The 25,154-nt window shown below is 40.8% G+C and carries 25 protein-coding genes; 14 read left to right on the top strand and 11 right to left on the bottom strand.

The features are described 5' to 3' along the window. Positions 1–196: 196 nt before the first annotated feature. From LCM00_RS13600 to LCM00_RS13590, 3 genes are all read right to left on the bottom strand, one after another. The gene (locus LCM00_RS13600) at positions 197–481 is read right to left on the bottom strand and encodes a hypothetical protein (protein ID WP_224902861.1); all 285 of its coding nucleotides are present in this window, start codon (positions 479–481) and stop codon (positions 197–199) included. Between the two features lie 184 nt (positions 482–665). Further along, on the bottom strand, positions 666–911 hold the full coding sequence (locus LCM00_RS13595; protein WP_224902856.1) for a helix-turn-helix domain-containing protein: 246 nt from the start codon (positions 909–911) through the stop codon (positions 666–668). 373 nt (positions 912–1,284) lie between these two features. Continuing rightward, positions 1,285–2,205 carry a DNA/RNA non-specific endonuclease gene (locus LCM00_RS13590; protein WP_224902853.1) on the bottom strand — a complete coding sequence of 307 codons (921 nt, stop codon included), beginning with the start codon at positions 2,203–2,205 and terminating at the stop codon, positions 1,285–1,287. Positions 2,206–2,565: 360 nt separating this feature from the next. Here LCM00_RS13590 and LCM00_RS13585 point away from each other — a divergent pair, with 360 nt between their 5' ends. The 5 genes from LCM00_RS13585 (at position 2,566) to LCM00_RS13565 (ending at position 7,133) form a co-directional block, all read left to right on the top strand. Continuing rightward, the gene (locus LCM00_RS13585) at positions 2,566–2,733 is read left to right on the top strand and encodes a hypothetical protein (RefSeq protein ID WP_224902850.1); all 168 of its coding nucleotides are present in this window, start codon (positions 2,566–2,568) and stop codon (positions 2,731–2,733) included. A gap of 305 nt (positions 2,734–3,038) precedes the next feature. Next, positions 3,039–3,590, top strand: coding sequence for a hypothetical protein (locus LCM00_RS13580; RefSeq protein WP_224902847.1), 552 nt, complete (start codon positions 3,039–3,041; stop codon positions 3,588–3,590). Positions 3,591–3,912: 322 nt separating this feature from the next. Continuing rightward, on the top strand, positions 3,913–4,236 hold the full coding sequence (locus LCM00_RS13575) for a nucleoside triphosphate pyrophosphohydrolase (protein WP_224902844.1): 324 nt from the start codon (positions 3,913–3,915) through the stop codon (positions 4,234–4,236). A gap of 4 nt (positions 4,237–4,240) precedes the next feature. After that, the gene (locus LCM00_RS13570) at positions 4,241–6,679 is read left to right on the top strand and encodes a DEAD/DEAH box helicase family protein (protein ID WP_224903254.1); all 2,439 of its coding nucleotides are present in this window, start codon (positions 4,241–4,243) and stop codon (positions 6,677–6,679) included. Between the two features lie 58 nt (positions 6,680–6,737). Further along, positions 6,738–7,133 carry a (deoxy)nucleoside triphosphate pyrophosphohydrolase gene (locus LCM00_RS13565; protein ID WP_224902842.1) on the top strand — a complete coding sequence of 132 codons (396 nt, stop codon included), beginning with the start codon at positions 6,738–6,740 and terminating at the stop codon, positions 7,131–7,133. A gap of 130 nt (positions 7,134–7,263) precedes the next feature. On the opposite strand, the gene LCM00_RS13560 is transcribed toward LCM00_RS13565, so the two are convergent. Further along, entirely contained in the window at positions 7,264–10,413 is a 3,150-nt protein-coding gene (locus LCM00_RS13560; RefSeq protein WP_224902839.1) for a DEAD/DEAH box helicase, read from the bottom strand. 91 nt (positions 10,414–10,504) lie between these two features. Between LCM00_RS13560 and LCM00_RS13555 the strand changes: the two genes are divergently transcribed. From LCM00_RS13555 to LCM00_RS13545, 3 genes are all read left to right on the top strand, one after another. Then, on the top strand, positions 10,505–11,017 hold the full coding sequence (locus LCM00_RS13555) for a hypothetical protein (RefSeq protein WP_224902836.1): 513 nt from the start codon (positions 10,505–10,507) through the stop codon (positions 11,015–11,017). A gap of 109 nt (positions 11,018–11,126) precedes the next feature. Further along, positions 11,127–12,140 carry an HNH endonuclease gene (locus LCM00_RS13550; protein WP_224902833.1) on the top strand — a complete coding sequence of 338 codons (1,014 nt, stop codon included), beginning with the start codon at positions 11,127–11,129 and terminating at the stop codon, positions 12,138–12,140. A 276-nt stretch (positions 12,141–12,416) separates the two neighbouring features. Continuing rightward, positions 12,417–13,259 carry an Nmad3 family putative nucleotide modification protein gene (locus tag LCM00_RS13545; protein ID WP_224902830.1) on the top strand — a complete coding sequence of 281 codons (843 nt, stop codon included), beginning with the start codon at positions 12,417–12,419 and terminating at the stop codon, positions 13,257–13,259. Positions 13,260–13,457: 198 nt separating this feature from the next. Here LCM00_RS13545 and LCM00_RS24665 read toward each other — a convergent pair whose 3' ends face one another. Further along, the gene (locus LCM00_RS24665) at positions 13,458–13,592 is read right to left on the bottom strand and encodes a hypothetical protein (protein WP_263623357.1); all 135 of its coding nucleotides are present in this window, start codon (positions 13,590–13,592) and stop codon (positions 13,458–13,460) included. Positions 13,593–13,851: 259 nt separating this feature from the next. Between LCM00_RS24665 and LCM00_RS13540 the strand changes: the two genes are divergently transcribed. The 4 genes from LCM00_RS13540 (at position 13,852) to LCM00_RS13525 (ending at position 18,157) form a co-directional block, all read left to right on the top strand. Next, a complete protein-coding gene (locus LCM00_RS13540) occupies positions 13,852–14,745 on the top strand; it encodes a hypothetical protein (protein WP_224902827.1) in 894 nt (297 codons plus the stop codon). Continuing rightward, entirely contained in the window at positions 14,742–15,050 is a 309-nt protein-coding gene (locus LCM00_RS13535; RefSeq protein WP_224902823.1) for a hypothetical protein, read from the top strand. Before LCM00_RS13540 ends, LCM00_RS13535 begins: the two co-directional genes overlap by 4 nt. Further along, positions 15,001–16,317: a replicative DNA helicase gene (locus LCM00_RS13530; protein ID WP_224902822.1), complete on the top strand. Its 1,317-nt coding sequence runs from the start codon at positions 15,001–15,003 to the stop codon at positions 16,315–16,317. Before LCM00_RS13535 ends, LCM00_RS13530 begins: the two co-directional genes overlap by 50 nt. A gap of 517 nt (positions 16,318–16,834) precedes the next feature. Next, positions 16,835–18,157: a DUF3238 domain-containing protein gene (locus LCM00_RS13525; RefSeq protein WP_224902820.1), complete on the top strand. Its 1,323-nt coding sequence runs from the start codon at positions 16,835–16,837 to the stop codon at positions 18,155–18,157. Positions 18,158–18,184: 27 nt separating this feature from the next. Here LCM00_RS13525 and LCM00_RS13520 read toward each other — a convergent pair whose 3' ends face one another. From LCM00_RS13520 to LCM00_RS13505, 4 genes are all read right to left on the bottom strand, one after another. Beyond that, positions 18,185–18,550, bottom strand: coding sequence for a hypothetical protein (locus LCM00_RS13520; protein WP_224902817.1), 366 nt, complete (start codon positions 18,548–18,550; stop codon positions 18,185–18,187). 450 nt (positions 18,551–19,000) lie between these two features. Continuing rightward, positions 19,001–19,447, bottom strand: coding sequence for an AAA family ATPase (locus tag LCM00_RS13515; protein WP_224902815.1), 447 nt, complete (start codon positions 19,445–19,447; stop codon positions 19,001–19,003). Positions 19,448–19,599: 152 nt separating this feature from the next. Further along, a complete protein-coding gene (locus LCM00_RS13510; protein ID WP_224902813.1) occupies positions 19,600–20,721 on the bottom strand; it encodes a hypothetical protein in 1,122 nt (373 codons plus the stop codon). A 224-nt stretch (positions 20,722–20,945) separates the two neighbouring features. Beyond that, a complete protein-coding gene (locus LCM00_RS13505; protein ID WP_224902811.1) occupies positions 20,946–21,398 on the bottom strand; it encodes a MarR family winged helix-turn-helix transcriptional regulator in 453 nt (150 codons plus the stop codon). A gap of 148 nt (positions 21,399–21,546) precedes the next feature. On the opposite strand from LCM00_RS13505, the gene LCM00_RS13500 reads away from it, so the two are divergent. Together LCM00_RS13500 and LCM00_RS13495 are read left to right on the top strand one after the other, a co-directional pair. Then, the gene (locus LCM00_RS13500) at positions 21,547–22,299 is read left to right on the top strand and encodes an SDR family oxidoreductase (protein ID WP_224902807.1); all 753 of its coding nucleotides are present in this window, start codon (positions 21,547–21,549) and stop codon (positions 22,297–22,299) included. Positions 22,300–22,372: 73 nt separating this feature from the next. Further along, complete coding sequence (locus tag LCM00_RS13495) at positions 22,373–23,344, top strand: aldo/keto reductase (RefSeq protein WP_224902802.1); 972 nt, start codon at positions 22,373–22,375, stop codon at positions 23,342–23,344. A gap of 67 nt (positions 23,345–23,411) precedes the next feature. On the opposite strand, the gene LCM00_RS13490 is transcribed toward LCM00_RS13495, so the two are convergent. Both LCM00_RS13490 and LCM00_RS13485 read right to left on the bottom strand, forming a co-directional pair. Beyond that, on the bottom strand, positions 23,412–24,068 hold the full coding sequence (locus LCM00_RS13490; protein WP_224902799.1) for a hypothetical protein: 657 nt from the start codon (positions 24,066–24,068) through the stop codon (positions 23,412–23,414). A 254-nt stretch (positions 24,069–24,322) separates the two neighbouring features. Further along, the gene (locus LCM00_RS13485; protein ID WP_224902796.1) at positions 24,323–24,922 is read right to left on the bottom strand and encodes a TetR/AcrR family transcriptional regulator; all 600 of its coding nucleotides are present in this window, start codon (positions 24,920–24,922) and stop codon (positions 24,323–24,325) included. Between the last annotated feature and the right edge of the window lie 232 nt (positions 24,923–25,154).

Below are 25,154 nucleotides of genomic sequence, written 5' to 3'. Positions count from 1 at the left end.
CGTAATAATGTGAGGGCATCCCCTCATTCGGTGAATGATTAAAGTATTTATATTGCGTCTGATTAAGTCATAAAATATCCACCTCATTAGTTCGCTAATGAATTTACCATGCACGACAATAGCATTCCCAGAGGAAGGGAAGGAGGAGAATCGGTTAGTTAGAGAAACTAGCTGCTTTACTTTGTGGTTTAATTTTCTATTTCACAAAAAGGAGCTTGTTTAAAAACCGTCCGGAGAACAATAGTGAAGAGGATTTTCCGTAAGCGTCCAGATATAGCTCTCGAAGTGCTTTCCTTAAAGCACTGCGCTCCGTGTCATCGTCCACTCCAATCCCTATACAGTCTTTGTAGGGTGAATAATCCTGGCAAATGGTTGCTGTTACTTTGAAATAAGAAGGGAATTGCAGAAGCTCAACTTCTACCTCATCCCCGTGTTCGTTCTTTATCCTTATAACTCTTGAATTTCGATATTCAGTTATCAACGATTAGTCCCCTTTCAATGATTAAATTTATATAGCAGCTCGTTCTAATGTACACTCTTAATTAAATGGAAATGACAGCATACTCCCTTATCAACCCAGATTAAGGGGCATAGTGAAGGGACTCAACAGAAGTAAAAGATATTAGTTACATTTACTCCTCGACCACTCCATTTTGACGCATTTGTTATTTCTCTTCCAGCTGAGTATTTTCCTCAGCTATTTTTACTAATTCCCACGTCTTCAATCCAAGTGCTTTGGCGATTGATGCTGTACCAGCGCCGAGGCTGGGATCAATATGATTTTGTTCCACCTTACTTATGTACTCGCGTGAATAGCCGGTTAAACCTGCAAGGTCCTCCTGGCTGAGTTTCTGCTCTGCTCTTAGTTGTTTGATTGTGCCCCCGATATAAAGAATCTGCTCTTTGTCCAAAGGAAATTTCTCCTTTTTACAGTAATTACATAACTGAGCAGACCGAAACACTATGAACTATAGTTCACAAAACATGTTAAATTTTATAAAGTGGAGGTTTTTTATCACGGGAAGGTCTGTTTTACATGATATCGAAGGCGTGACCACACGTTTATGAAGGATTGAATGCTAGTTTGGAATAAATTTGGTTATAAGGCATAAGAGTAGAGGTCGGTCTTTTACTAGGGTGGGGTTCATGAAAGACAAATAGTTTAAACTTCATTATTGCCCTCAATAAAAAGGGCGCGATCTTCTTACTGAAGAAACGCACCCGTTAGTGAAGAATATTTATATTTTCTTTCTTTCATTTATTCCGCCTCAAAGTTCCAGTGGATTACTCACCTACCATACCGTCGCCATCACGGTCGTCCATATATGGGTATAACCAATGATCACTCGTTATTGGCATACTAAAACCTGCTGCTTTTGCTTCTTTAATCGTCACCTGTCCATTACCGTTAGTATCAACACTAGAAATATCACCGGTTGTGTTTGGATTAGTTGTTTCTGTTGGCTCGCTGCTTGTTAAACCGAGTGATTCGTTTACTTCATCAGGGTTCACATTGTCAAATGTATCAACGATCTCATTACCCATTAAAGTATAGGTATACTGATAACTCGAAGGAATCTGCGTTTCCGTATTCGGATATGTGATAATTGCTTCAAAGTTAGCAGCTCCACCTGCTTTACGAATCGCATCTTCCATATAAGCTTGATCGCCATGCCGGTTGAGCGTACTATCTTGTGGAGTAATATTATAAGCATTTGATACTCCGCCAAGAGAATCAGCAATGATATGTCCTTCATCCAAAACGTCACTTTCGACACCAGGAACCTTTGCCTCATCAGAATAATACCTTCCAGTCGACAATACAGGTTCGGTACTGTCATCTTGCAGAATGATTTCCTCAGCAATGACACGAACTAGCTGCCCGTATTCATTCGTAAATGCCCAATATTCCCGGTCCCCATAACCAATGTCAACGACGACTTTGGATTCACGATAACCAGATACATCACCGCCATCAATTTCAATAAGTTTATATCCTGAGAACAGTTCATTATTAGTTTGGGTTGATGTTTCCTTGGCAGCTGGAACACTTGCCGCGTTCTCTTCTTCTGGTTTAACAGTAACTGTAGATTCTTCTTGTGGAACTTTATCTGCATTTGTATTGGATGCATCTTCTGCGTTGGTACAACCGGCAATGAAGATGATCGTTAAAAGTGAGATTAAATAGTTTATTTTCTTTTTCATTTGAGTACTCTCCTATAAAAGTGTAAGTGATAATCCTTAAAATCTCTGAATGTTAACGTAGATTTATATTGTTAACTTATTCATATTACCACTAAGTTCCATCCTTTTTTGAGTGGTATATATTTCCGATTAGAAATACAAATACTTTGTGAGGGTTATTGACTATTCTACCTAATGCATTAAGGTCATTCCTAGTAATAAAAAGGTTCCTGCCCCAACACCAGCTAAAGCTTTAGTGTTGGGGCAGGAACCTTCTACTATGAAAAAAAGCCAAGGAGCTTGTCCCCTTAGCTTTTGTGTATTTTCTTCTTTCTGTTGTACCTATATATATGAATAAGCTTTTAGGGGAGTGAGGGATACATGGAAAAGAAGAAGTTATTACTAGAGCTAATTGCCGAGAAGATGACAGAATTCACGAAGATGTATCCTGTGCTTTCAGTAAAGACTTTTAATATGAATTCTGTAAAAAAAACCTATGTAAGAAAAAAGTCCTTCGAATATGCTTGTTGTGAAGCATTAAACAATTGAAACACAATGCAAAAAGAGGCTAAACGAGCCGCGTAGTCGAAAAATAGGGGTGTTTAAGAAGAGGAATTGGAACAATTACACATGCCTAAAAGAGTTACGGATATAGAGAAATATCAAATAAAAAAGATGTTCGAAGAGTTATTTAACAAACCAAACTGTCGGTTGATGCAGATTGGTTTTTTGTTGTTCAATGTACTTTTTTACATTTCTATAAGGACAAGGGAGAGAAAAATATGTGCCAACCACGTAAAATTTTTATCAGAACATTACTTAATAATAGCGTATCTGAGGAGTTTGACGTGTCTATGACAGAATGGGTAGGTATTGGTACGATTTCACTATTTGAAGTAAATTTCACAGCTAATTGTGAATTGTGTGGTGCAGCTGTTTATAAGGTGAATCATGTAATCTACAATATTAAAACGAAAAGGGTATTAAAAATCGGCTCAGATTGTATTCAGAGATTTGAAATGAGTACGAAAGCCTATATAAATAATAAGCCACGAACTGTTCGTAAATTAAGGAAAAAGCATAAACAACAGCAGTTAAGAATTAAGCTAACTGATCAGTATCATTTTAGATGCCATCAGATATTACCAAGTACAAGGTTGTTCAAAGAGTTTCGCAGAGACTTAATCAGATTGCTCAAGTCATATAAAAAATTGTACTTGCTGGAATCTCCTGAAGGGACTATAAAGGTTCTAACAAAGTTGCTAAATAAGAAGGAATATACGAAGTCTGAGGTAAAAAGGATGCAATTAATTCTAGAACACCCTAAACAAGCCATAAATATAGTTGTTAAAACACCTAGAAAACCAAGAAAAGTCATAGATAAATATGGGATAGTTCAAGACTAAAAAAGTTATTCTAGGGAATAATCGCTGGCTGAAATAGGTGCCTGACCTTACATTAACTAAAGCTCAGAATGATTTTAATCTTAGTGGTATAAGAGTAGAGGGTAGTGTATTTATGAGATAGAGTTCAGGAAGGCTACATTATTTATCTTAATGTCATACTGAATAGAAGTATTTACGAACCAAGGGGGGACAGATACTAGGCACTTTTTAGGCTGGGCCATGGGACCTTTCCCCTCGGCCTTGTTTAACCCTCCCTCTTACCGTTATACTAATTTTATAAAGTGGAAGTCTTTGTAATTTACATAATCAGGAGGTCATACATATGCCAACCTACAACAAATTAGTCCGCGATAAAATCCCGCAAATTATCGAGAAAAGCGGAAAGAAGTTCTCTACAAAAATATTAAATGATCAGGATTACATCAAGTATCTAGAGCAGAAAAGCTATGAAGAACTGGATGAGTATTGTGCGGCAGAAACCAACGAGGATGCTGTGGAAGAGCTGGCAGATCTATTGGAGATTATTCACTCTTTTGCTCATCATCATGGTTCATCCATTGAAGAGGTAGAGAAGGTGCGTGAAAAGAAAGCCGAAAAGCGCGGAGGATTTGAAGAGAAAATCTTCTTGATTGAGGTTGAAGATTGATTTTATGAAACCCTATCAGTTAGTTACTTCTCGTTTAGGAGAACAGCTGCAGGAAAAGATTATGGTTGGCAAGACGATCTATATCCTTACTTCTTTCTCAATGAAATCAGGTGTACGATTGTTAGAACCAGCATTGCATTTTGCCGCAGGGCAGGGAGCAGATATTAAAATCCTGACAGGTGATTACCTTTATATCACTCAGCCCGAGGCCTTAACGAGTTTATTGGCTATACATCCAGTTATTGAGATAAGACTTTGGAAAAGCAAAGGAATCAGCTTTCACCCTAAGGCTTACTTAATAGAAACAGCAGCAGAAAAGGACCATTTCTTTATCGGTTCTTCCAACCTCTCTGCTTCTGCCATGAATAAAGGGATCGAGTGGAACTTACTTGTGAACGATAATAAGGAGCTGTTTGAAGAAGGCTCTGAAGAATTTCTTCAGCTGTTTTATCATGATCAGACTGTCCCGCTTAATGATGAAAGCTTGTTGGAGTATAAAGGGGACTACAGAAATTTTCATCAAAAGCATACTAATCTTGAGAAGGTATGGACCGAGCAGGAAGAAGTAAATCTCATGCTCCCGGAGGAGAAGGAATCTGAGGCGGAGAGTGTTGTTTTAGAGGCTCCTGCTGCTTACGGAGAAATCGCACCCCGTTTTGCCCAAATAGAAGCTTTAGAGGAGCTCAGCAAAACTTATAAAGAAGGCTATAGAAAAGCTCTTGTGGTAATGGCTACAGGGCTCGGAAAAACCTATCTGGCCGCTTTCTTCGCCAAACAGTTTAAAAGAGTTCTCTTCATCGCTCACCGTGAAGAAATCCTCAAACAAGCGGAAAAATCCTTTAAGAATGTTATGCCTGATTTAGAAACAGGGCTTTATAATGGCGTCGGAAAAGAAGGAGATAAGGCTGCTGTATTTGCATCCATTTACACGCTTAGCAGGCAAAAGCATATGAAAAGCTTTAGTCCTAATGATTTCGATCTCATTATTATTGATGAGTTTCATCATGCAGCTGCCAATACCTATCAAAGGGTTTTGGAGTACTTTCAACCGCAATTCTTGCTAGGAATTACAGCCACACCAGATCGCAATGATAACAGAGATATTTACTCCATTTGTGAAGGCAATCTTGCATATAAAATTGACTTCCTTCAGGCAATCGGCCATGGCTGGCTATCTCCATTCAATTATTATGGGGTTTATGATGAAACCGATTATTCCCAAATAACCTGGCTAGGGTCCCGCTATGATGAGGAGCAACTAATGGCAGTCCAGCTAAAGGAAAGTTATGCGGAACGAATTCTTAAAGCTTGGGAAAAGCATAAGCAAAATAGATCTTTAGTATTTTGTTCTTCTATCCGCCAAGCAGAGTTTCTGTCCGACTTTTTCAAAGGAAATGGTTATAACACACTCGCTCTGACATCAAATTCAACCGGCAAAGACAGGTCCGATTCTATTAAAATGCTGGATAAAGGTGAATTGGACGCCATCTTTACAGTGGACTTATTCAATGAAGGAGTAGATATTCCTTCAGTAGACACCCTGCTGTTTGTCCGACCGACTGAATCATTAACCGTGTTCACCCAGCAAGTAGGGCGTGGCCTGCGCCTTCAAGAAAATAAAAGCCACTGCGTAATCATTGATCTGATCGGGAATTATCGGAACGCAGACGTAAAGGTATCTCTGTTTGAACAAGACCCAGGTAAAAAGGGAAACCGCTCAAAAGCTATCCCAACAGTTCCACAGGGCTGCAGCTTAAATTTAGAAACGAGAGTTGTAGATCTACTGGCAGAAATGGCCCGTAAAAAGCAGCCTCGAAAAGAAGCGCTCAAAGAGGCTTATTTCGAGCTGAAATATGAGCTGGGGAGAAGGCCCACCTATTTAGAGCTCCATTTGCAGGGGAGAATGGGAGCAAAAGCTTATTATGACGAATGGAAATCTTATCATCGTTTCCTTTATGAAATAGACGAGCTGAGCGAAATAGAGGAAGGTGCCTATCTACTTTATGAGCAATGGCTGAAGGAAGTAGAAAAGACCGGGATGACGAGAAGCTATAAGATGGTCTTGCTTAAAGCAATGCTGCAAAAAGGACCTTCTGAATGGTACAAACCCATTACACCAGAGGAAGCAGCCCCGTATTTCCACTACTACTTAACCTGTGAAGAATTCCGGAGATCGATCGACTTCTCAGGCAAGTCTCATAAACAGATGTGGGAGTATGATGAGAAGAAGGTAGCGAGCCTAATTGGGAGTATGCCTATGACTAAATGGAGTGGGAGTTCTAGTGGGCTTATCACCTTTGAGGATGGGATTTTTGATGTAGGGTTGAATATACCTGATCAATTTCAGGCGCTTATTTTTAATTTTACAAGCGAGATTTGCGAATACCGGCTTCATGCTTATTTTCAGAGGAAAGCTAGTGGAGCATCTAGTGACCTAATGTAGTATTTAGAGGCGTTATGTTATTCTTTGCAATAAATGAACCCTTTAGTAGGAGCCAATAATGAAAAAAGATATACATGTTGTAGGAGCAGTTATTTTTAAAGATAATAAAATTCTTTGTGCTCAAAGAGGCAAGGAAAAGTCTTTACCACTATTGTGGGAATTTCCAGGTGGCAAAATTGAAAAAGACGAAAAACCTGAGCAAGCTTTAGTACGAGAAATTCAAGAAGAAATGCATTGCACGATAGATATTGGAGAAAAGATAGAGCATACGGTCTATGAATATGACTTTGGTATTGTTCATTTAACAACCTACTATTGTAAGTTGGTTGAAGGAGAGCCGGTTTTAACTGAGCATGCTGCGATCAAGTGGTTGGCTCCTAAAGAATTGCCCTCTCTCGAATGGGCTCCAGCTGATATTCCTGCTATTGAAAAAATCAGTAAAGTATACGCGTAAAAAAAGCTATCCAACTTCCCTGTTGGATAGCTTTTTTATTGGGCACTGTTTACAGAAAAATAGGTGTCTGCTCCACATATATTACAGCATTTAAACATGTGGAGGGCACGGCACATTTTATTCTAATTGACTACAGAATATTCTTATTAGCCCTCGGCACCAAATAAGAAGGCATCTCTTCTTCAAGCTCCCAAACAAAATTCATCGGTTTGTTCCCTGAATGTTTTATATAATTTGCAGTTCCAAGGAACACGAAGGGTGAAGGGAGGCTGCCTTTTTCTTTTTTATATTCCCTGACGAACAGAGCGATTTTGTTCCCCGTGTTACGGTGGTGGATATACCGTTGGCCAGTCGGGCTCTCCTCGCTTACTTTACTCTGGGTTTGCCAATGAAATAATCTTTCGTTTATGGCATAGTCCTCGTATAGCGTTGAGGGTGAGAAATCTTTTTCTGATTTGTTTAAAGTGATAAAGAAGATGTCGAGCTTCTTGTCTTTAAAGTATTTGACGCCTTCTCGGAATGCTGGACTTTGTTCTTCGTTATTGTAGTCCAGTCCAGCCAATACTTGGGCAGTTGAATAGCGGCTGTGTACTTTAAGCGGACAAGGGAAGTCAAGGTTAGGCGGTAGTTCTACCGTTTCAAGTGAATCGTATAATACCCCAATAATCTGTTTGATTTCCTCTTTGAAGACAGAATGCTTTAATACTTTTTCAATGCCTTCCTTAATAGAAGAAAGCCCTTCTTTTTCAGGATGGGATTGATAAAAAGAGTAATATAACATGTTCAACATCAGTTCTTCTTCTTTGCCACTGGATTTTCCTGTTTCTATATAATCTTGTAAAAACTTCAGCAGCTTTCTTGAATTAAGATGAAATAAGCTTGGCAATCGTTTTGTCAGCCAATCCTCGTTCTCATACTTAAAGTCTTCAGCCTGGCCAGCCTCTACTAATAGCCGGGAAAAGCTTCGGTCTTTATTTCCTCCATAAAAATCATAGAGGTCCAGATGATAGTGCTCCAGGAAATTTTTCAAAGAGAGAGATTTCCCGGTATCGTGATCAAAGGTTCTTAACTTGGCTACTAGGTTTCCTTTGGTATTGGCACCTGCTCTGATGTTTCGAAGGATGTATTCTTTCGCTTGCTTTTCTAACTGGATGAAGCAGCCTTTTGGCAGGTTGAAAAATCCGTTTTCCACATAGTACTGGACAGAGTGTTTTGACTTTCCGATCAGAGCTCTCAGCTTTTCCTCATATGAATAGTTGCGGTGAGCTTGTCCGACGAAATCCAAGACGGTCAGGCAATCTTTGTCTTCTGATAAACGAAGGCCACGTCCAAGCTGCTGCAGGAAGACTGTCATACTCTCAGTTGGGCGCAAGAACAGGACGGTATTGATTTCTGGGATGTCGATTCCTTCATTGTATAGATCAACGACGAAGATGAACTTAATTTCTCCTGAAACAAGCAGCTGCTGTGCTTCTAAACGGGATTTTCTGTCCGTTCCTCCAAACAAGGCGATAGAAGGGATACCGGACTTGTTAAAAAAGTTTGCCATGTACTGAGCGTGGGCAATTGACACGCAAAACCCTAATCCTTTTACATCGCTAATATCCGTGACATACTTCTGTACGCTCTGAACAATTTGAGAGCTTCGAAGGTCGTTGGACGTATAGACATTTTCTAATTGCTTGGTATCGTACCCGCCTCTCGACCATTTCAAGCTTGAAAGGTCGACGGTGTCGGTGACACAGAAGTATTGAAAAGGGCTTAACAGCTTTTGATTGATCGCTTCTGTTAACCGCATATCAGCTGCTATATGATCATCAAAGTAAGAGAGGATGCTTTTCCCATCCATCCTTTCAGGAGTAGCGGTCAATCCTAGGAGAATTTGCGGCTGATAATGATTGAGCAGCTTTTGATAAGAGTCTGCCGCGGCATGGTGGAACTCATCCACAATAATAAAATCGTAATAACCGCTTTCGGTATGCTTATCGAGTTCCTTGCTATTAAAGCTCTGAATACTGACAAATAAGTGATCCAGGGAGGACGGTTGTTGTGCTCCTACAAGCATGTCCCCAAAGTTTGGTTCTCGTAAAATGGCACGGAAGGTATCCAAGCTTTGCTTCAGGATTTCTTCACGGTGAGCAACGAATAGTAGCTTTGCTTTGCCATCATTTGCTTTCCTGAAGCGTTTGTAATCGAAGGCGGAAATCACGGTTTTCCCCACACCAGTTGCTGCAACTAGCAGATTTTTATAGCGATGATGAACCTCCCGTTCTGCCTGCAGCTTTTCAAGGATCTCTTTTTGGTAAAAGTAAGGCTGAATATCAAAAAGATATTGAACCGATTCCTCAGCCACTTTGCTTTTTTCCAAGGCCAGCTTAAGAGTCTGATTGTCCTCCTCATTCTCTCCATTAAACTCTTTGAACTCCCTATCATTCCAATAGCTTTCAAAGGTGGCTTCACACTTCTTAAGAACATCAAAGGAATCCTTCTCCGTTACCTTTACATTCCACTCGAGCCCAGAAGTTAGGGCTGGATTGGAAAGGTTAGAGGAGCCAATATAAGCCGTACTGAACCCGGTATCTCTTTTAAAAAGATAAGCCTTGGCATGAAGTCTTGTCCGCTGCACATCATAAGAAATACGGATCTCAGTATTGGAAAGCTTACTCAACTCCTGAATCGCCTTGTAATCAGTGGCTTCCATATAAGAAGTCGTAATCACCCGAAGTCTGCCACCACGCTCAGTGAAAGTCTTCAGTTCCTCTAAAATGATTCGCAAGCCGCTCCACTTGATGAAAGAAACTAGCATATCAATAGAGTCAGAAGAGACAATTTCCTTCTTCAACTCACCCAGCATATTCGGCTCATAGCTAGAACCAGTGAATAACGAGCTCTCAGAGATGGGCGTTATGGGACGGATGACTTCCTGTTTGCCGATGCTTCGGATGGAGTTCATCTTAGAGTAGATATGAGTCAAGACCTCGCCTTCCTCGGCGATTTTTAGCTGTTCAAATTCCTGGTGATCTAATCGCTGACTTAGAGTGCTAATGATTTCATTGCAGGTCTCGATTTGTTTTAAAAGCGCCAGTTGGTCATTTTTTTCCTCATCGCGAACAGCTTTTAGAGCCTTTCTGGTAACTGAGCTGATGTAGGAAGAGAGGACTTTTCTTGCTTCCTCAACGTCCAAAGGCGACCTTCCAATATCAAAATCCAAGTTGGAGTCTGTGAGCTCTTCTTGGAGCTTTTTTGTAATGATTTCTTCGTAGATTCCTTGTTTTAGCATGGATGATCCTTTCCTGATATATGGGTTTATTTGGTATAATTATAATAACATAGATATAGTCGAATCGTGGTTGCGTATAGAGGAGGACCCCATGCTTAATAAAACCTTAGAACTTTCAAAGCTTGAAACAACAATCAGTAGAAGGCAGAAAGAACTGTTGGAGTTGGAACAGAAGATAGAGGAAAAGAAAAGGCTGCTGAAGCGGTTAAATAGGAAAGTCCGAAAGTTTGAAGACTACAATGCTGCTGAAAAAGAGGTGGCTGTAGCGGGAGCAGTAGAAAGCGTGCATGCTTTTGAAAGGAAGATAGGGGTTATCGCCCAAACAGACTTGAGAAAGCTTTTGGAAAGTGGTCGTGTTCCACTATCAGTGATAGAGAATTTGAAGGACAAAAGGTATTCCAAAAACACTTTTGACCTGAATTTTCCTTTGCTTAGGGAAGTAACGGACATGGGTAAGATTGATGAACTCAAGATGGATCATACTGGGCGGAGCCGGTATTATGCTAAGCCTGTTAGCGTTTTGGGGAAGAAGTATTTGTTGTGTTCGCAGTGGTATGAGTATAGTAGGTCTAGGTTGGTTGGGTGGATTGGTAGGTATAGATAACTATTTTTAGTTCACGATTTTTGTATAGGGGCAGTTTTTAAGAATTGGAAATACTACTTAAAAATTGAATTTATCTTTTGGCATAGCAAATATGGGAGTTGTTTACTGAGTGACAAAACATGGAGACAAGGGATTAGGATTTGAGATTGTAAAAGCGGTTATATCTGGAGAAATAAAGGAACCAATTACTACTGAAAAGGTAAGAAGTTTTTGTGAAAGAAAGGAAATACATGCGAGCGAGAATCTGATAAAAGTGATTTTGCCTAATGCGAGCGAAAATACTCACAGTCCAACTTATAAGAAGTACTTCGAGAGAATTGATAGAGGGAAGTATATAGTTTTGCCCGAATATATAAGCAGAACAAGATATTACTGGTTAAACGTGGATTCATCAGCCTATGGCTGGACATTTTCTTCTATAAAGATAGGGACATGTCAAACCTATTCTAACCTCAATCCCGATGGGAATAAGCGCAAAAATCCAAAGTGTTTTAATGAGATTAAAGTGGGTGATTTAGTATTTGCCTATGAGACAGGAGATATAAGAGCAATTACTACTTTATGTAAGGTAGTCGATAAATACGAAGAAGATAACGAATTATTTGTAGAGTTTCAAAAGATTCAAGACTACGAGAATGTCTTAGAGTGGGAGATCTTAAAAAAAACTAAAGCGTTAGATGATTGTGAGACCGTTTATTTTCATAGAGGAACATTGTTTGAAATTGACAAAAGGCATTATGAAGTAATAGATCAATTACTTAAAAGGCTAAACACAGTTGTGGATACTGATGAGGAATTATATCAGGCCGTGAAACAGGCTATGAAAGATGATACAAAGAAAAGGGAAGCACGATTAAAAAATAGAAACTCTTCTTACCCAGAAATATATGAGGTTACAACAAAGGCTTTTAAGCGGAGTGCGGACGTTATTGCAGAGGTTTTAATTCGAGCGGATGGATTTTGTGAGAAATGTGGAAGCGAGGCGCCCTTTAAAAGAGCTTCAGATGGAACTCCATACTTAGAAGTCCATCATATAACGAGATTAGCAGATGGTGGGAAGGATACAGTGGAAAACGCAATTGCGGTTTGTCCGAATTGTCATAGAGAGTTGCACTTTGGGTAGGGATAAATGTTAATAGAGGAGGATGAAGATGATATCTTTTATTATACAAACAACAAAAGATATCAAAAATGATGCATAGGTATGTCTTTAGCTAATTTGGTGGTATAACAGCTAACAGAGCAGGTATGAATAAATTACATAAAGTTGTTTGCTCCAAAATATGGAGAATAACAGATGAAGGAAGGCGAACTGCATTATATGACTTTCAGTAGTTCTGTTCATTAGCAGCCGCACTTTTATAGTCTTTAATGTTTTTTAGGAAGGGGATCAAAGAAAATGGCAAGGAAGGTAATAATAAGTCGGAAAGGGTTTGATAGTACTACTGGTGGAAAGCCAAGTCCAATTTTAGATAATAAATTTGTTTCTTTACCTATTCCAAGGGCTGATTCAGGTGATTTCTATAAGGACTTGAAATATTCAAGAGATGAAGACTATTTAAAAGTAATGAAGGATTTGGGTATTAATTTATTTTCAGAAGCACATTTGGATCCAGATTTACAAAAATCTATATTAAAGGAAAGACCTGAGAGATGGCGAGGATTATTTGGACAATCCGGAATTTCAGAAGGAACCTTGCGTAATCGCTTTGTTGGGGAGGGAGACTTATTCCTGTTCTTTGGTTGGTTTAAAAAAGCAAGAAAGGTGAATGGAGTTTGGAGATATAGTAAAGACGTTCCTGATGTTCATGCTATTTTTGGATATTTAGAAGTTGATAGAGTATTAGACATTAAGGCAAGAAAACCAGTTCCTTCATGGACGACTTACCATCCCCATATTAAGAAGAGAAGCGATTATGGAAATAAAAGAAATACCGTTTATGTAGCATCAAAGAAATTTTCAACGCATCCTAGAAAGGCAGGGTGGGGGACCTTTATGTACGACAATGAGCTAATACTTACTAAACAGAACGCAACAAGTAAATCATTTTGGGAATTGCCTTCCGTCTTTAAAGGAGAGCAAAAGCAGTTCACTCATAACGTTAACGTGTGGAATGAATTACCTAATGGTAGAATTGAGATGCAAACAAATGGTAGGGGCGATCAAGAAATGTATATTAGTAGTAATCCTGAAGTTGTTAAGTGGGCTGAAGATTTAATAAAGTCTTGTTCTACTTATTAATAATATGGCTGTCTAGGTAATGAATTTAGAAAACAGGTAGCCAATATAGAGTAGTAGGGGAGGGATAAGAAACTTATCCCTCCAACCCATTAAAATAATGTCTTCTATTTCGGTATACTTTTTCGAAAATTCTAACAGATAAATACATGGTAAAACTCAAGGAGAAAAGCCAAGGGGACAGACCCCGTGGCTCTTTTCTTAAATTTCCTTCCCATCGACTGTGCCTAGGTCCACTCCGGGAACTTGTCCTTCTTTGACATAGAATTCGGTACCGATGGCTAAGTGGACGAAAGGCAGTTTCAGGTATTTTTTCAGCGATTTCACCTGGTTCATGACGGTTTCGCGGGCGAGCTGTACAACTAGGATCAGCGGGGTGTTATTTTCTTAGGCCAAATTCGCGTATGTTTCAAAAGAGCCAGGGGACCAGACCCAGTGGCTTCCAAAAAGAGCCGAGGAACCAGACCCCACGGCACAAAAAAAAGCCAATGGACCAGAACCCATGGAAAAACCAAAAAAAGTTCCGCACACCATGTCCATTTCCCATTCACATCTATATATAAGAGGTGAACAAACAAAAAGGAGTGATTGGGGAATGCAGATGCAGATGAATGGGTGGACGCAGTTTGAGAGGCAGGTTCGGTGGAGTGAGGTATTTCATCATGTGGAGGATTTGCGGTTGTATTTGCTGCTGAAGAGTGATGCGATGGTGAAGGATGAGGTGCCGTGCGGTGAGTTAGTGCTGAATGCGGGGCAGTATGTTCGTTCGATCACTCTGCTGCGGGAGGATCTGTGGTTTTATAATGTGAAGAAGAAGGATTTTTACAGTCATTCGCGGATTCAGCGTTCGATTAAGCGGCTGGAGAAGCTCGGTCTGATTACGGCGGAGCGGTTTCCGCATGGGTTTTTGTTTACGGTGCTTGGAGTGGAGGAACCTGCGGATGGCCGTGAACTGGCTGAAATGGGTGTGGAGGAACCAGCAGATGGCCGTGAACTGGCTGAAGTGGAAGCAAAAAATACGGCAGAAGTACAGGCTGAAAACGGACAGGATCCTTTTTTGCCGCCTGCACGTGAATCGGACGTGGAGGACTCGCGAATCGAACCTGAAGACACAATAGAGAAAAGAAATAAAAGAGAGAAAAGAAAGAATAAAAACAACAACAACAACAGCATCTCCGAAGATGTCCGGAGAGCAAAAATCGCTGCTGTTGCTGAACATTTCATGGTGAGGAGAGGCAAAGGATTTTTCCTGACAGCAATGGATTTGACAGCGATTGAAAGAATTTGTGAGTCTCCGCTATCGACTGAGCAGCTGACAGCGTTTATGGATGATCAGTTTGACAAGGTGGAGCAGGGCGATGTACATGATACGATCAACAGCCCGAAATATTTGGAGAAGATCCTGGAATCGTATGAACCGCCGGAGGTGCTGGAGCAGAGGCTGGAAGAGGCGCTTGCCGCCTTGGGTGAGAGAGTGGAGAATGCATGACGCTGGAGGAGTTCAACAGGGTGATCAAGGAAATCCATCTTGCTTTTCCTGGAAAGCGGATGGACCTTGATACCCTTGAGATCTGGAATCATCATTTATCGGAATGCAGGTATCTGGCCGTGAAGCAGCGGCTGGATGCTTATATCAGGCAAAATTCTTACCGGCCGGCACTGGCGCATCTTTATGTGAGGGATGAGACGGAGACAACGGTGCTGGACATGATGAAAGAATGGGAACGGGAAGGGGAGAAGAAGATTGGGGACAGAAGGTATAGGGATAAACTACGACCGCCTTGGGAGGAGTGACCAGCCGAGGGAAAAGCTGCTGGAGGCAGAAAGCATGATACTTGGGGCAGTCCTGCTTGAGCCTCAGGTGATTGAGCAGCTGACCCTGGGACCGGAGCATTTCACACAGGCGGAGAACCGGCAGATTTTTTCCGCGATGAGGGCTTTGGAGAGCAAAAAATTGAAGATTGATATGGTCATGCTCGTGGAAGAGCTGGGCGCCCAGATTGAGAATGCCGGTGGTGTGAGTTATCTTGTGGAAGTTGCTAATAGCTGTCCGACGGCTGCCAATCTTGATCAGTATGAACAGATTGTCCTTAAGTATTATCAGCTGGGTCTGATCCGCAAATCTGCCCACTATTTCCTTGGCGATTTCACCCCTGAAGCAGCGGCAGAGCTTTATAAGACGCTTATCCAATATCACACCATTCATAACAAAGATAAAATGACGAAAGATGATCTTTTGCTGCAGCTGTATGAATCGCTATATGAACAGAAGACAGGACTACCGGGCGTGGACACTGGCTTTGAAACACTCAATGGGCTGACAGGAGGCTGGAAGGAAGGGGAACTCATCATCCTCGCCGCAAGGCCCTCGATGGGGAAGACGGCGCTTGCCATCCAGCTCGCCTGGGAGTGTGCAAGCAGGAACGGAATATCGCTTGTCTTCTCACTGGAAATGAGCGCAAAGCAGATCTTCCAGCGGCTGCTCTGCAGCCTGTCCGGCATCAATATGATGAAATGGCATAATCCTCATAAATACCTGTCGATTGAAGAGATGGGGAGGATGCAGGAAGCCATGAACAATGTGTATAAAGCCAATTTGGCCGTGGAGGAAAACGGTCTCGTCACCCTCATGGAAATCCGCCAGCATATCATGAACCTGAAGCGTGAGCATCCCACCGAGCCCTTCCTTGTCGTCATTGACTACCTGCAGCTCATTACCGTCAAGGAGCGCTTTGACCGTCACGACCTTACCATCGGGTACATCACAAAGCAACTGAAGAGCATGGCGAAGGAATTCAAGATTCCGATTATCCTCTTGTCGCAGCTGTCCAGGGGAGTGGAGTCAAGGGCGGACAAACGTCCCCGGCTTTCTGATCTGCGCGATTCAGGCAATATTGAGCAGGATGCGGATTTGGTGCTGTTTTTGTATAGGGATGCTTATTATGACAGCAAGAGTGAGGTGGGGAATGAAGTGGAGGTGAATATCGCGAAGAATCGGAATGGGCCGGTGGGGATGGTGAGGTTGGGGTTTGAGAAGGAGGTGGGGCGGTTTTGGGGGTGAGGGAAAAAGTACAAAAGAGAGGAAGTTGTGATCAAATTATGATTAATAGAAGTTAGCATAGTCATTGAAAGGATTTCCAAAAAAATGAACAAAGCCCTTCTTAAAGAGAGGGCTTTTATTTTATAAAAAAATTGGATTGTTTGAAAAGGGGCCGATAGTAAAAGCTCTTACTAGACCTAAACTATATACTTTATAAATGCTTTTTTTCCAATATAGTAATTTTAATCCTTGAGTGTTCCCATAGTCATTTAAAGAAAAAGAAATCTAAGACTAATTTCAGATACTTTAACAAAGTAAGGTATATAAAAAATCAATCTTAAGTATTCGCAGTATTTTTGAAAGTGATAAACTTTTCTTTTAAAGCAGATTCTCTTAAATGTATATGGGTTTTAAATACATTTTTGTAATAAAGTATACAAATATAGTACTTTCTACTGATTCTCTATAGTTTTTATTATGTTAATAATTTACTTGTAATTTATTGGTATTTCAATCTTAGATAAACAGGAGGAGAAGTATGAAAAAAGTATTTTTAACAGGTTTCATGGTACTAATGGGATTATTTTTTTCTCTAAACAGTGCCAGTGCATCTAGTGATTTGGAAGTAAAGTATCAGGCTAGCAAGAATAGTGTGCGTATTGAGTGGGAGTCGGATTCTCCTGCTTTTAAACTATTTTCGGGAAAAAAAGAACTATGGTCTGGAACTGAACATGAATTTACAGTTGAAAAACTGACTCCAAAGAAGCAAAATAAGTTTTTACTTGTTTCATTAGATGAAAATAATAAAGTTGTAGATCAAGTAGAATTAAGGATCATGACTAAAGCAGATAAAAAGAAGACACTTTTGAAAGTAGCAAAGAAAGAAAAATTACTGGATGAGACAACAATTGATGCAGTAATCAAAAGAAACAAGGTAACAATTAAGTGGGATGAAAATTTACCAGATGAAGATGGTACTGTAGACCTTTACAGAGATGATAAATATCTAGGTGAAGTGAGGGGAAATCAATACGTTGATACTGATATTGAACCAGGGAAATATTACACGTATCGTGTATTAGGTGAGAAAAAGAAGAGCGAGGCAGAAACTTTTAAAGCAATTGAAGAGGCTAAAGTGAGTGGGTGGACAGTTACTCCCGATATCGCTAGAGATTTGTCTTACGAACCATTTGACTTGGGGAAGATTGTAAAAACATTTAGCGAAGGACAAGAAAATAACCAAAGTTTAGCTGGAGCACAGACTTATTCTATCGCTGCTGCAACTCCTCAGAAATATAACTTTAGATACGTTACCTTTATTCCAGATGTAAAAGTTGGTATTCCAGGAAACCCCTTATCTTGTCCAACTTTTAGGGGGGACGGTAGAACCTTTGCATTTAATAGTTCAAAATATAGAACTAAAACGGAAGTACAAGCTTATTTTCCAGGAAGTTCTACCGCATCAACTAGTTGGGTAACTCGAGATGTAGGCCAAAGTGCAAGATACAATTGTAATGGTACTACGGATCTTAAAACTCAAACGAGCTATACAATGTCAAAAACTAATGTTGAGGCCACTTCTTCTTTTGTTTCCTGGAAAGTAGTACATGCAGTTGGAGACCCTTTTGATATTATTGGTGCGGAACCGCCTGTAATTGATTATACTTATGTAGGAGCTGTAAGCTATGACGGAGATATCCAAATAAGTGGAACGCATGATCAGGCTCCAGCTCATGAAATGTACGCATACATTCCAAATTCTGATGCGAAAATAACTATTTTTACGCATGCGAATAAAGGGTTACTGTATCTGGCTCCACCAATGCCAAATGCATCTATAGAATTTAGTATCTATAACTAAAAAAACAAAACCCAAGTGAAATTAAACTTACACTTGGGTTTGTTTTTTTCTTAAATATTCGTCTAATACAAAGTATATAATTGCAATTATAAACGCGTAGATAGTAAATATCACAGAAGGTGAGAGTAAAGAGAATACAATTAAGGCGAGTAAATATATAAAAGTTTTAATCAAAACACGGTTACCACGAATTATTCTTATGCTTATGATTTCTGCTACGATAGAAGAAATCCCACCATATAACAAAATAAATAATAACGAGTACAAAAAAACTACAAATATAGCTGGTACCTTATCTTCAATGCCTTGTAAGGTATTTGGCAATAAGATAACAGTTAAGACAATGGCTGACAATATAATACTAATAATAGTTCTGTAGAAAAAATTTTTCATTATGAATTCTCCCTTCCTTCCTTAATTATACATTATTCTTTTCATTGTTCATTGATTATATAGATTCAATTTTGTATCTTATGTAGGTTAAATTCTATATAAGGATAAGGTTGAGAGGGCTTTATACTTCTATTAGTATAATACTCTTCAATCTCACAATCGCAAGCTCGAATAACAGCCTCCCTCTCAGAAGATACCTTTACCTTAAGAACCTGGTTTTCATTTAGCTTTTGATTAAAAACTTAACTACATATTTTGCTTTGACATTTTCAGTATGTTTAATGCTATGCTTCCTTATCCATTCCTCAATTAGTTTCATAAAAAGACCCCCTCCATAGGAAGGGGATTTATAAGGTTTATTGTTTTCTCTCAAGATTTATACCTTCCAAGGTGGAAAACGAAACATGGAAGAACAGTGTTTTATAGTCTCACTGAAATGGAACATCTGCCCTAATTAAAATATTCATTAATTTTTTTAAACATTTCTTCAGTTGCTATTTTATATTCTGTTTTAATTTCTTTGTTATTATCGTCTAAAAAGAAGACCTCTCTAGCATTTATTCCAAGCATATGTGGATTTCGGTAATCTTTTAGTGCCCCTTGAATAAATCTATTATGTTTATTACTCAACTGTGAAACAGTGGAGGTTCCGTTTTCTAAGTGTACCCTTGAAATAGTAGCACCGTTTGCAAGATTCTCTAGGTTAACGAAGTATGGTGAGTAGGTTGCAATAATTATTTGTCTATCCTTAGCCATCCTAGCTAAAAGTTTAGATAGTCTTTTTTGATATGTTGGATGGAGTGATAGCTCAGGCTCATCAATGGCAATTATGTCTTCAGGATTAGAATCATATAGAGCATCAATAATAAATATGAATACAAGTAGTATAAATTTCACCTCCTAGTCCATTGCTGTTTTTCGTATTTTTTTCCTAATACACAATGTATTGAAAGAGGTTATCTTTTACAGGGTCTGTTGCTGGACAGTACAACGAAACTATCAAAAAGAGCCAAGGGAAGAGCCAAGGGGACAGACCCCTTGGCTCTTTTCTATTGATAATTAACAAACCCCGGAGCCGGATCCAATTCCAAAACATCCTTAGGTGTCATCAACGGCTCATCCTTTTTATAGAACACTTTAAAACCGCCGTACTGAATAGGCTCCTTTTGCACAAATTCATTGTACCCGGCTCTTTTGATGGCATCCAATCCATGGCCGTCGAAATTGATGACGACTTGTGTGTTGTCTGTAGGATGGATGGAGTCCTTGTTGATGAGGACATTTCCTGCGAATTGATGGACGATGACCAGTTTGTCAGGCAGTCCATTTTCGGCTGTTAGGTTTGATACATATTCAATTGCCTCTTGAATTTCCTTCCCATCGACTGTGCCCAGATCCACTCCGGGAATTTGCCCTTCTTTGACATGGAATTCGGTATCGATGGCTAGGTGGACGAAAGGCAGGTTCAGGTATTTTTCCACCGATTTCACCTGGTTCATGACGGTATCGCGGGCAAGCTGGATATCCAGGATTAGCAGGGCGTTGTTTTCTTCGGCCAATTTCGCATATGTTTCAATGTCTTCACTGGCTGTCGGGTGTATGTAATCACCATCATCTCCCGGGCTCCGCTGGGCGACGGTCGAAATCAGTTCAATCGCCGGGATGGCTGGCCGTTCAGGATCCAGTTCGGAATATTCCTTGGTCTGGGCCTTCAATTTTTCCATAAAGACTTCAGGACTGTATTCTCCCAGGATTCCCATGTTTTTAGAATTGGGATGCCCATAATAGGAAACAATTCTATGTTCCTTAAGCGGTCCATCTGTTTGATCTTCAGCGCCAGCTGCCAGGGTCTGACCAAAAGGAACGCTTCTTTTCGTACTGCCTCCATGTGCCTGCGTCTTCGGCATTTCCTCAAGCTGCTGGCTTGTGTAATTAGTTTTCAACGGCTTTGCCCCTTGAGAAGGTTCGATTGCTTTATATGAAGCTTCACGTGCAAACCTGGGTGACTTTGCAGCTTCGTCAAGCGTATAATGCATCTCACTAAGAGGCAGCTTCGACTCTTCAAGCATCCTTGATCCTTCTTCCGACGACGTTACCGATTGCGAGCAGCCTGTTAACATCAAATAGGGGATGGCTGCCAGACAAGCCCCTGTTCTCAATCTCTTATTCACGTAATCCCACCTAATAAAAATTGATAAGAGGTCCCTTGGCTCCTTTTGTGGCTGAGTTGGGGACCTGTCTCTGTTAATCTCTATACCCTCGGGAAGGGGAATCTATTACACTATGATAACATTCCTTGACATGAAAGAGCCAAGGGGACAGACCCCTTGGCTCTTTCTGATGGTGTGGGCCAAGGGACCTGTCCCCCCGGCTCCTCATTAGAGTGGCGGGGGGTTCAGGTTGATGAATGCTTGGTTTTTGTTTTTTCTGCCAGGCTAGTAATCGACTCAATGTCTTTTTCTGTTAATAAATTCAAAAAGTGCTCACGTATTGCCAAGGAAACGACAGGGCGAGCGTCATCTAATATCGATTTTCCCACCGGAGTAATGATGACCTGAACGCCTCTTTCAGTTTCTATTGGTTCCCTTAAAACAAGTCCGCGTTTTTCCATCCTCGTTAAATGATGAGACAGCCGACTCTTTGTCCAATCCATCGAGTCTGCTAATTCTTGTTGGCGAAGTTTACCTTTCCCATAAAGATCCAAACGATCTAATATACCAAAGTCCCCTTCTGATAGACCAGTTTTCTCCGTCATGTCTTTTACTACGCGACCAAAAATATTCTTATAAGACCCTTTCCACCTATGCCATAGCTGCATTTCTTCGTCACTAATCATTTGTTTTTTCATAAATGAAGTATAGCAGAGTTGACGTATCAACCACAAGGTGTTAAAGTGGTTCCAGGTTGATGCGTCAACCTGGTTGAATGCAGGGACACGTTACAGAAGATTTATCATTAGCGACAAGAACTGCTGCGTATAAAAAGGAGCGTTAATCATGCATAAAAAACCCGTTGCTTTGGTTACTGGAGCCAATAAAGGGATTGGCTTTCAAATCTCAAAAGATCTTGCAAGACACGGATTCACTGTCCTTGTCGGATCTCGAAATCTCGACAAAGGAAAAGAAGCGGCCATAAGTATTGGGGAAGGCGCTCTAGCTATTCAGCTTGATGTTACGGATCAGCATTCTATCGATGCGGCAGCAGAGCGTATCCGTAGCGAGTTGGGTCGTCTCGATGTCCTTATCAACAATGCGGGTATATCGCACGCGGGGGAGATTGGCAGAAAGCTTGAAGAGGTAGGTAAATCTGGGAGACCAAGTGTTGCATCTCTTGAAGAGGTTCGCACGGTTTTTGAGACAAACGTATTTGGTGTCATTGCTGTCACACAGGCAATGCTGCCCCTGCTTCGCAGAGCTCCTGCTGCACGCATTGTAAATGTATCTAGTGGTGCAGGATCGCTGGCACTCAGCGCTGATTCGCGCAATACGCATCGTGAAATGTTTGGGGCAGTTTATAGCCCTTCAAAGACTGCGCTCAATGCTATTACCCTTGCTTTTGCAATTGAACTTGAATCAACAGGGATTAAGGTTAATGCAGTGTGCCCGGGCTTCACTGCAACTGACCTCAACAACTTTGAAGGAACAGGTACTGTTCAACAGGCAGCACGTCATCCAGTGAAGCTTGCACTGCTCGATGAGAACGTTCCTACAGGCACTTTTTCGAATGAGAGACGTCAACTTCCCTGGTGATGATGGGAGTTATCTCGCTGATAATAAGGATAACCGTCCATACATTAATGATTACAGAAGGAGTGAGTTTTAATTGGAGTATAAAAAACTAGGAAAATCTGGTCTGGAAGTCTCACAATTATGCCTTGGAACCATGAGTTTCGGAATACCTGAAAGAGGTAATGCACCATGGTCATTAAATGAAGAAAATAGCAGACCGATCATAAAAAAAGCTCTTGATTCAGGCATAAATTTCTTTAGTACTGCTAATATGTACTCTGACGGCACCAGTGAAGAAATTCTTGGACGGGCATTAAAAGATAATGCCCAACGCGACGAAGTTGTCATTGCAACAAAGGTATTCGTTCCAATGCGTAAAGGTCCAAATGCAATGGGACTTTCCCGTAAAGTGATCATGGCGGAAGTGGATAATAGTCTAAAACGTTTGGGCACAGACTACATCGATTTATATCAAATTCATAGATGGGATCCCAATACACCTATTGAAGAGACAATGGAAGCACTGCATGATCTTGTTAAGTTAGGAAAAGTAAGATATATCGGTGCCTCATCCATGTCAGCCTGGCAATTCGCAAAAGCTCAACATGCAGCAGAACAGAAAGGGTTGACCCGATTCATTTCTATGGAGAATAGACTCAATTTACTTTATCGTGAGGAAGAAAGAGAAATGCTGCCTTTCTGTAAAGATGATGGCGTTGGCGTGACGCCATATTTACCTTTTGCTGCAGGTCGATTAACCCGAAATTGGGATGAACAGACTTCACGATCGGAAATTGACCAAGTGGCCAAGAATCTATTTATTAAAACAGAAGAATCCGATCGCAAAGTGGCGGAAAGAGTAGCAGAGGTTGCTGATAATCGCGGGCTTCCACGCGCACAGGTGGCACTTGCCTGGCTGTTACAAAAAGAAGAGGTCACCTCACCAATAATTGGCGCTACCAAGGTCACCCATATTGAGGATGCAGTTTCAGCATTATCAGTCAAATTAACATCTGAAGAGATTCATAGCTTAGAAGAACTTTATATACCCCACCCTCTGGTATAAAGCCAGGGGGACAGACCCCTTGGCTCTTTTTGAAGATGGGCCAGAGGGTCTGTCCCCCCGGCTCCTATTAAAAGCTGCCGTCTAGCAATGCGTTCCATTTTAGTCGCGTTGCGCGCTCCACACTCCCTGCTGCAGCGCAGAGACCGAGTCCAATGTTGAGCCACATCGGCAAGGTAATGGGTGAGTCGAAGGTTCCGAAGCGCTGAGCTATCAGGGGTACCTGAGTCACCGCATCGATGATCTGAGGGATGGCTAGAACTAGGGGAACGATGAGCATAATCAATGAAATATAACCGATCCAGCGGCTCAATGTCGGGTGTTCGCGATCAAAACGAGCGCGTCGGCCTTCAGCAGAACTTTCATCCGGGGTAAGCTGGTGCACCGTCCCTTCGCCGGTGACAAAATGGCAGCGTTTAAGGCCAAAAACCGTAGATGCTACCTCGATTCTTCCTCCAGCCACTGCGAAGGCGGCAGGGAGTTTAGACTCAGCGTAATGTTTGCCATCAAGATACAGGTGGGCCTTACCTTTACCGTTTTCTGAGAAAAACTGCTGCCAATACGAGAAGTCCACTGCGTACACCATTTGTCGGCCGGCTTCGTTTGTCAATGTGAGGTAAAACAGGGAACGGGAGAACGGCTGCCACCAGCGGTATTTCTTTAGCGGAAGCCCGTTCCCGTCCTTGACCCGTCGCGCGGCTCTATATCTACTTATCTTTTTGAGCATATCGTCACCTTCCTTTTGTATATTAAAAAAACAACAGAGGGAAACCCTTCCTCAAATTTTTCACTCTCTGTTTATACTGACGGCACATATTACCGGATCCGGATATCACCCAATAATGTCCTTACCTTAATATTTGCTGATTGTTTAACTTTAATATTGATCAGTCAATCAGTTTTCGGATAAATAAAACATGGTTTTTTTACTCTTAACGAGTGTAAGACTTTTTTACACTCGTTCTTTTTTTCATCAACAAATTATTTAATCATTTTCAAAATGTTTTCCTTCACTTTGCCACTATAATCTTCAAACCTTTGATCATCTTCAATCTGTGGCAAGGACATTGAGAGCGATATTGCTCCCCTAATAATCATTGCAGCCACTTTAATATCAAAGTCACAGAATTCCCCAGCTTTTTGTCCTTCTGACAGGATTTCTTCTAACAAAAGATTTAACTCTTCTTCAGGATGCATTTCTACCCTGAAATAAGGTACGTTGCCTGGTGTGCGGACATTGAAAGCAATTTCCAGCAATGCTGTCGTATTTTCACGCTTTATGCCCCGATACGCAATGCCTTCCTCTATAAACGCCATTAATTTATCGGTATACGTTTGTTGATTATCTATTTTTTCTTTAATGAAGGCTTTTTCTTGTTCAGCCAGATAAAGTAAGGTATTATTCATTAAATCTTCCTTACCTGAAAAATGATACGATAGAAGCCCTGTACTGGTTTCTGCTTTATCAGCTATTTTAGAAAGACTCGTGTTTATATAACCATAGTCTCTTAATGCATCTATTGCAGCTTTAATAATTTGTTCCTTACGTGCATCCGCTATTAAATATTGTTTATTTTTCATCCCTATTCATCCTTTAAAGTTTGAATGGTTATTTTTTATTTTGAACGGTTGATCAGTTTATCCTAAGTTACTATTCAATTTTTGTCAAGCCAGGGGGACAGACCCCCTGGCTCTTTTGTGTGCCGGGCATGTTCATCAACTAGGCGGTGCAAGTCCGCTATGGGCGTTGGGATATGCGAACCATTAGCTGAAGGCAAGGGTGTCCACGGTGACGTGGAATCTGAAGGAAGCC

Origin of the sequence: Bacillus infantis (assembly GCF_020171945.1) — a bacterium.
GTDB lineage: Bacteria > Bacillota > Bacilli > Bacillales > Cytobacillaceae > Bacillus_AB > Bacillus_AB infantis_A.
This window is presented reverse-complemented; position numbering and strand designations above follow the sequence as displayed.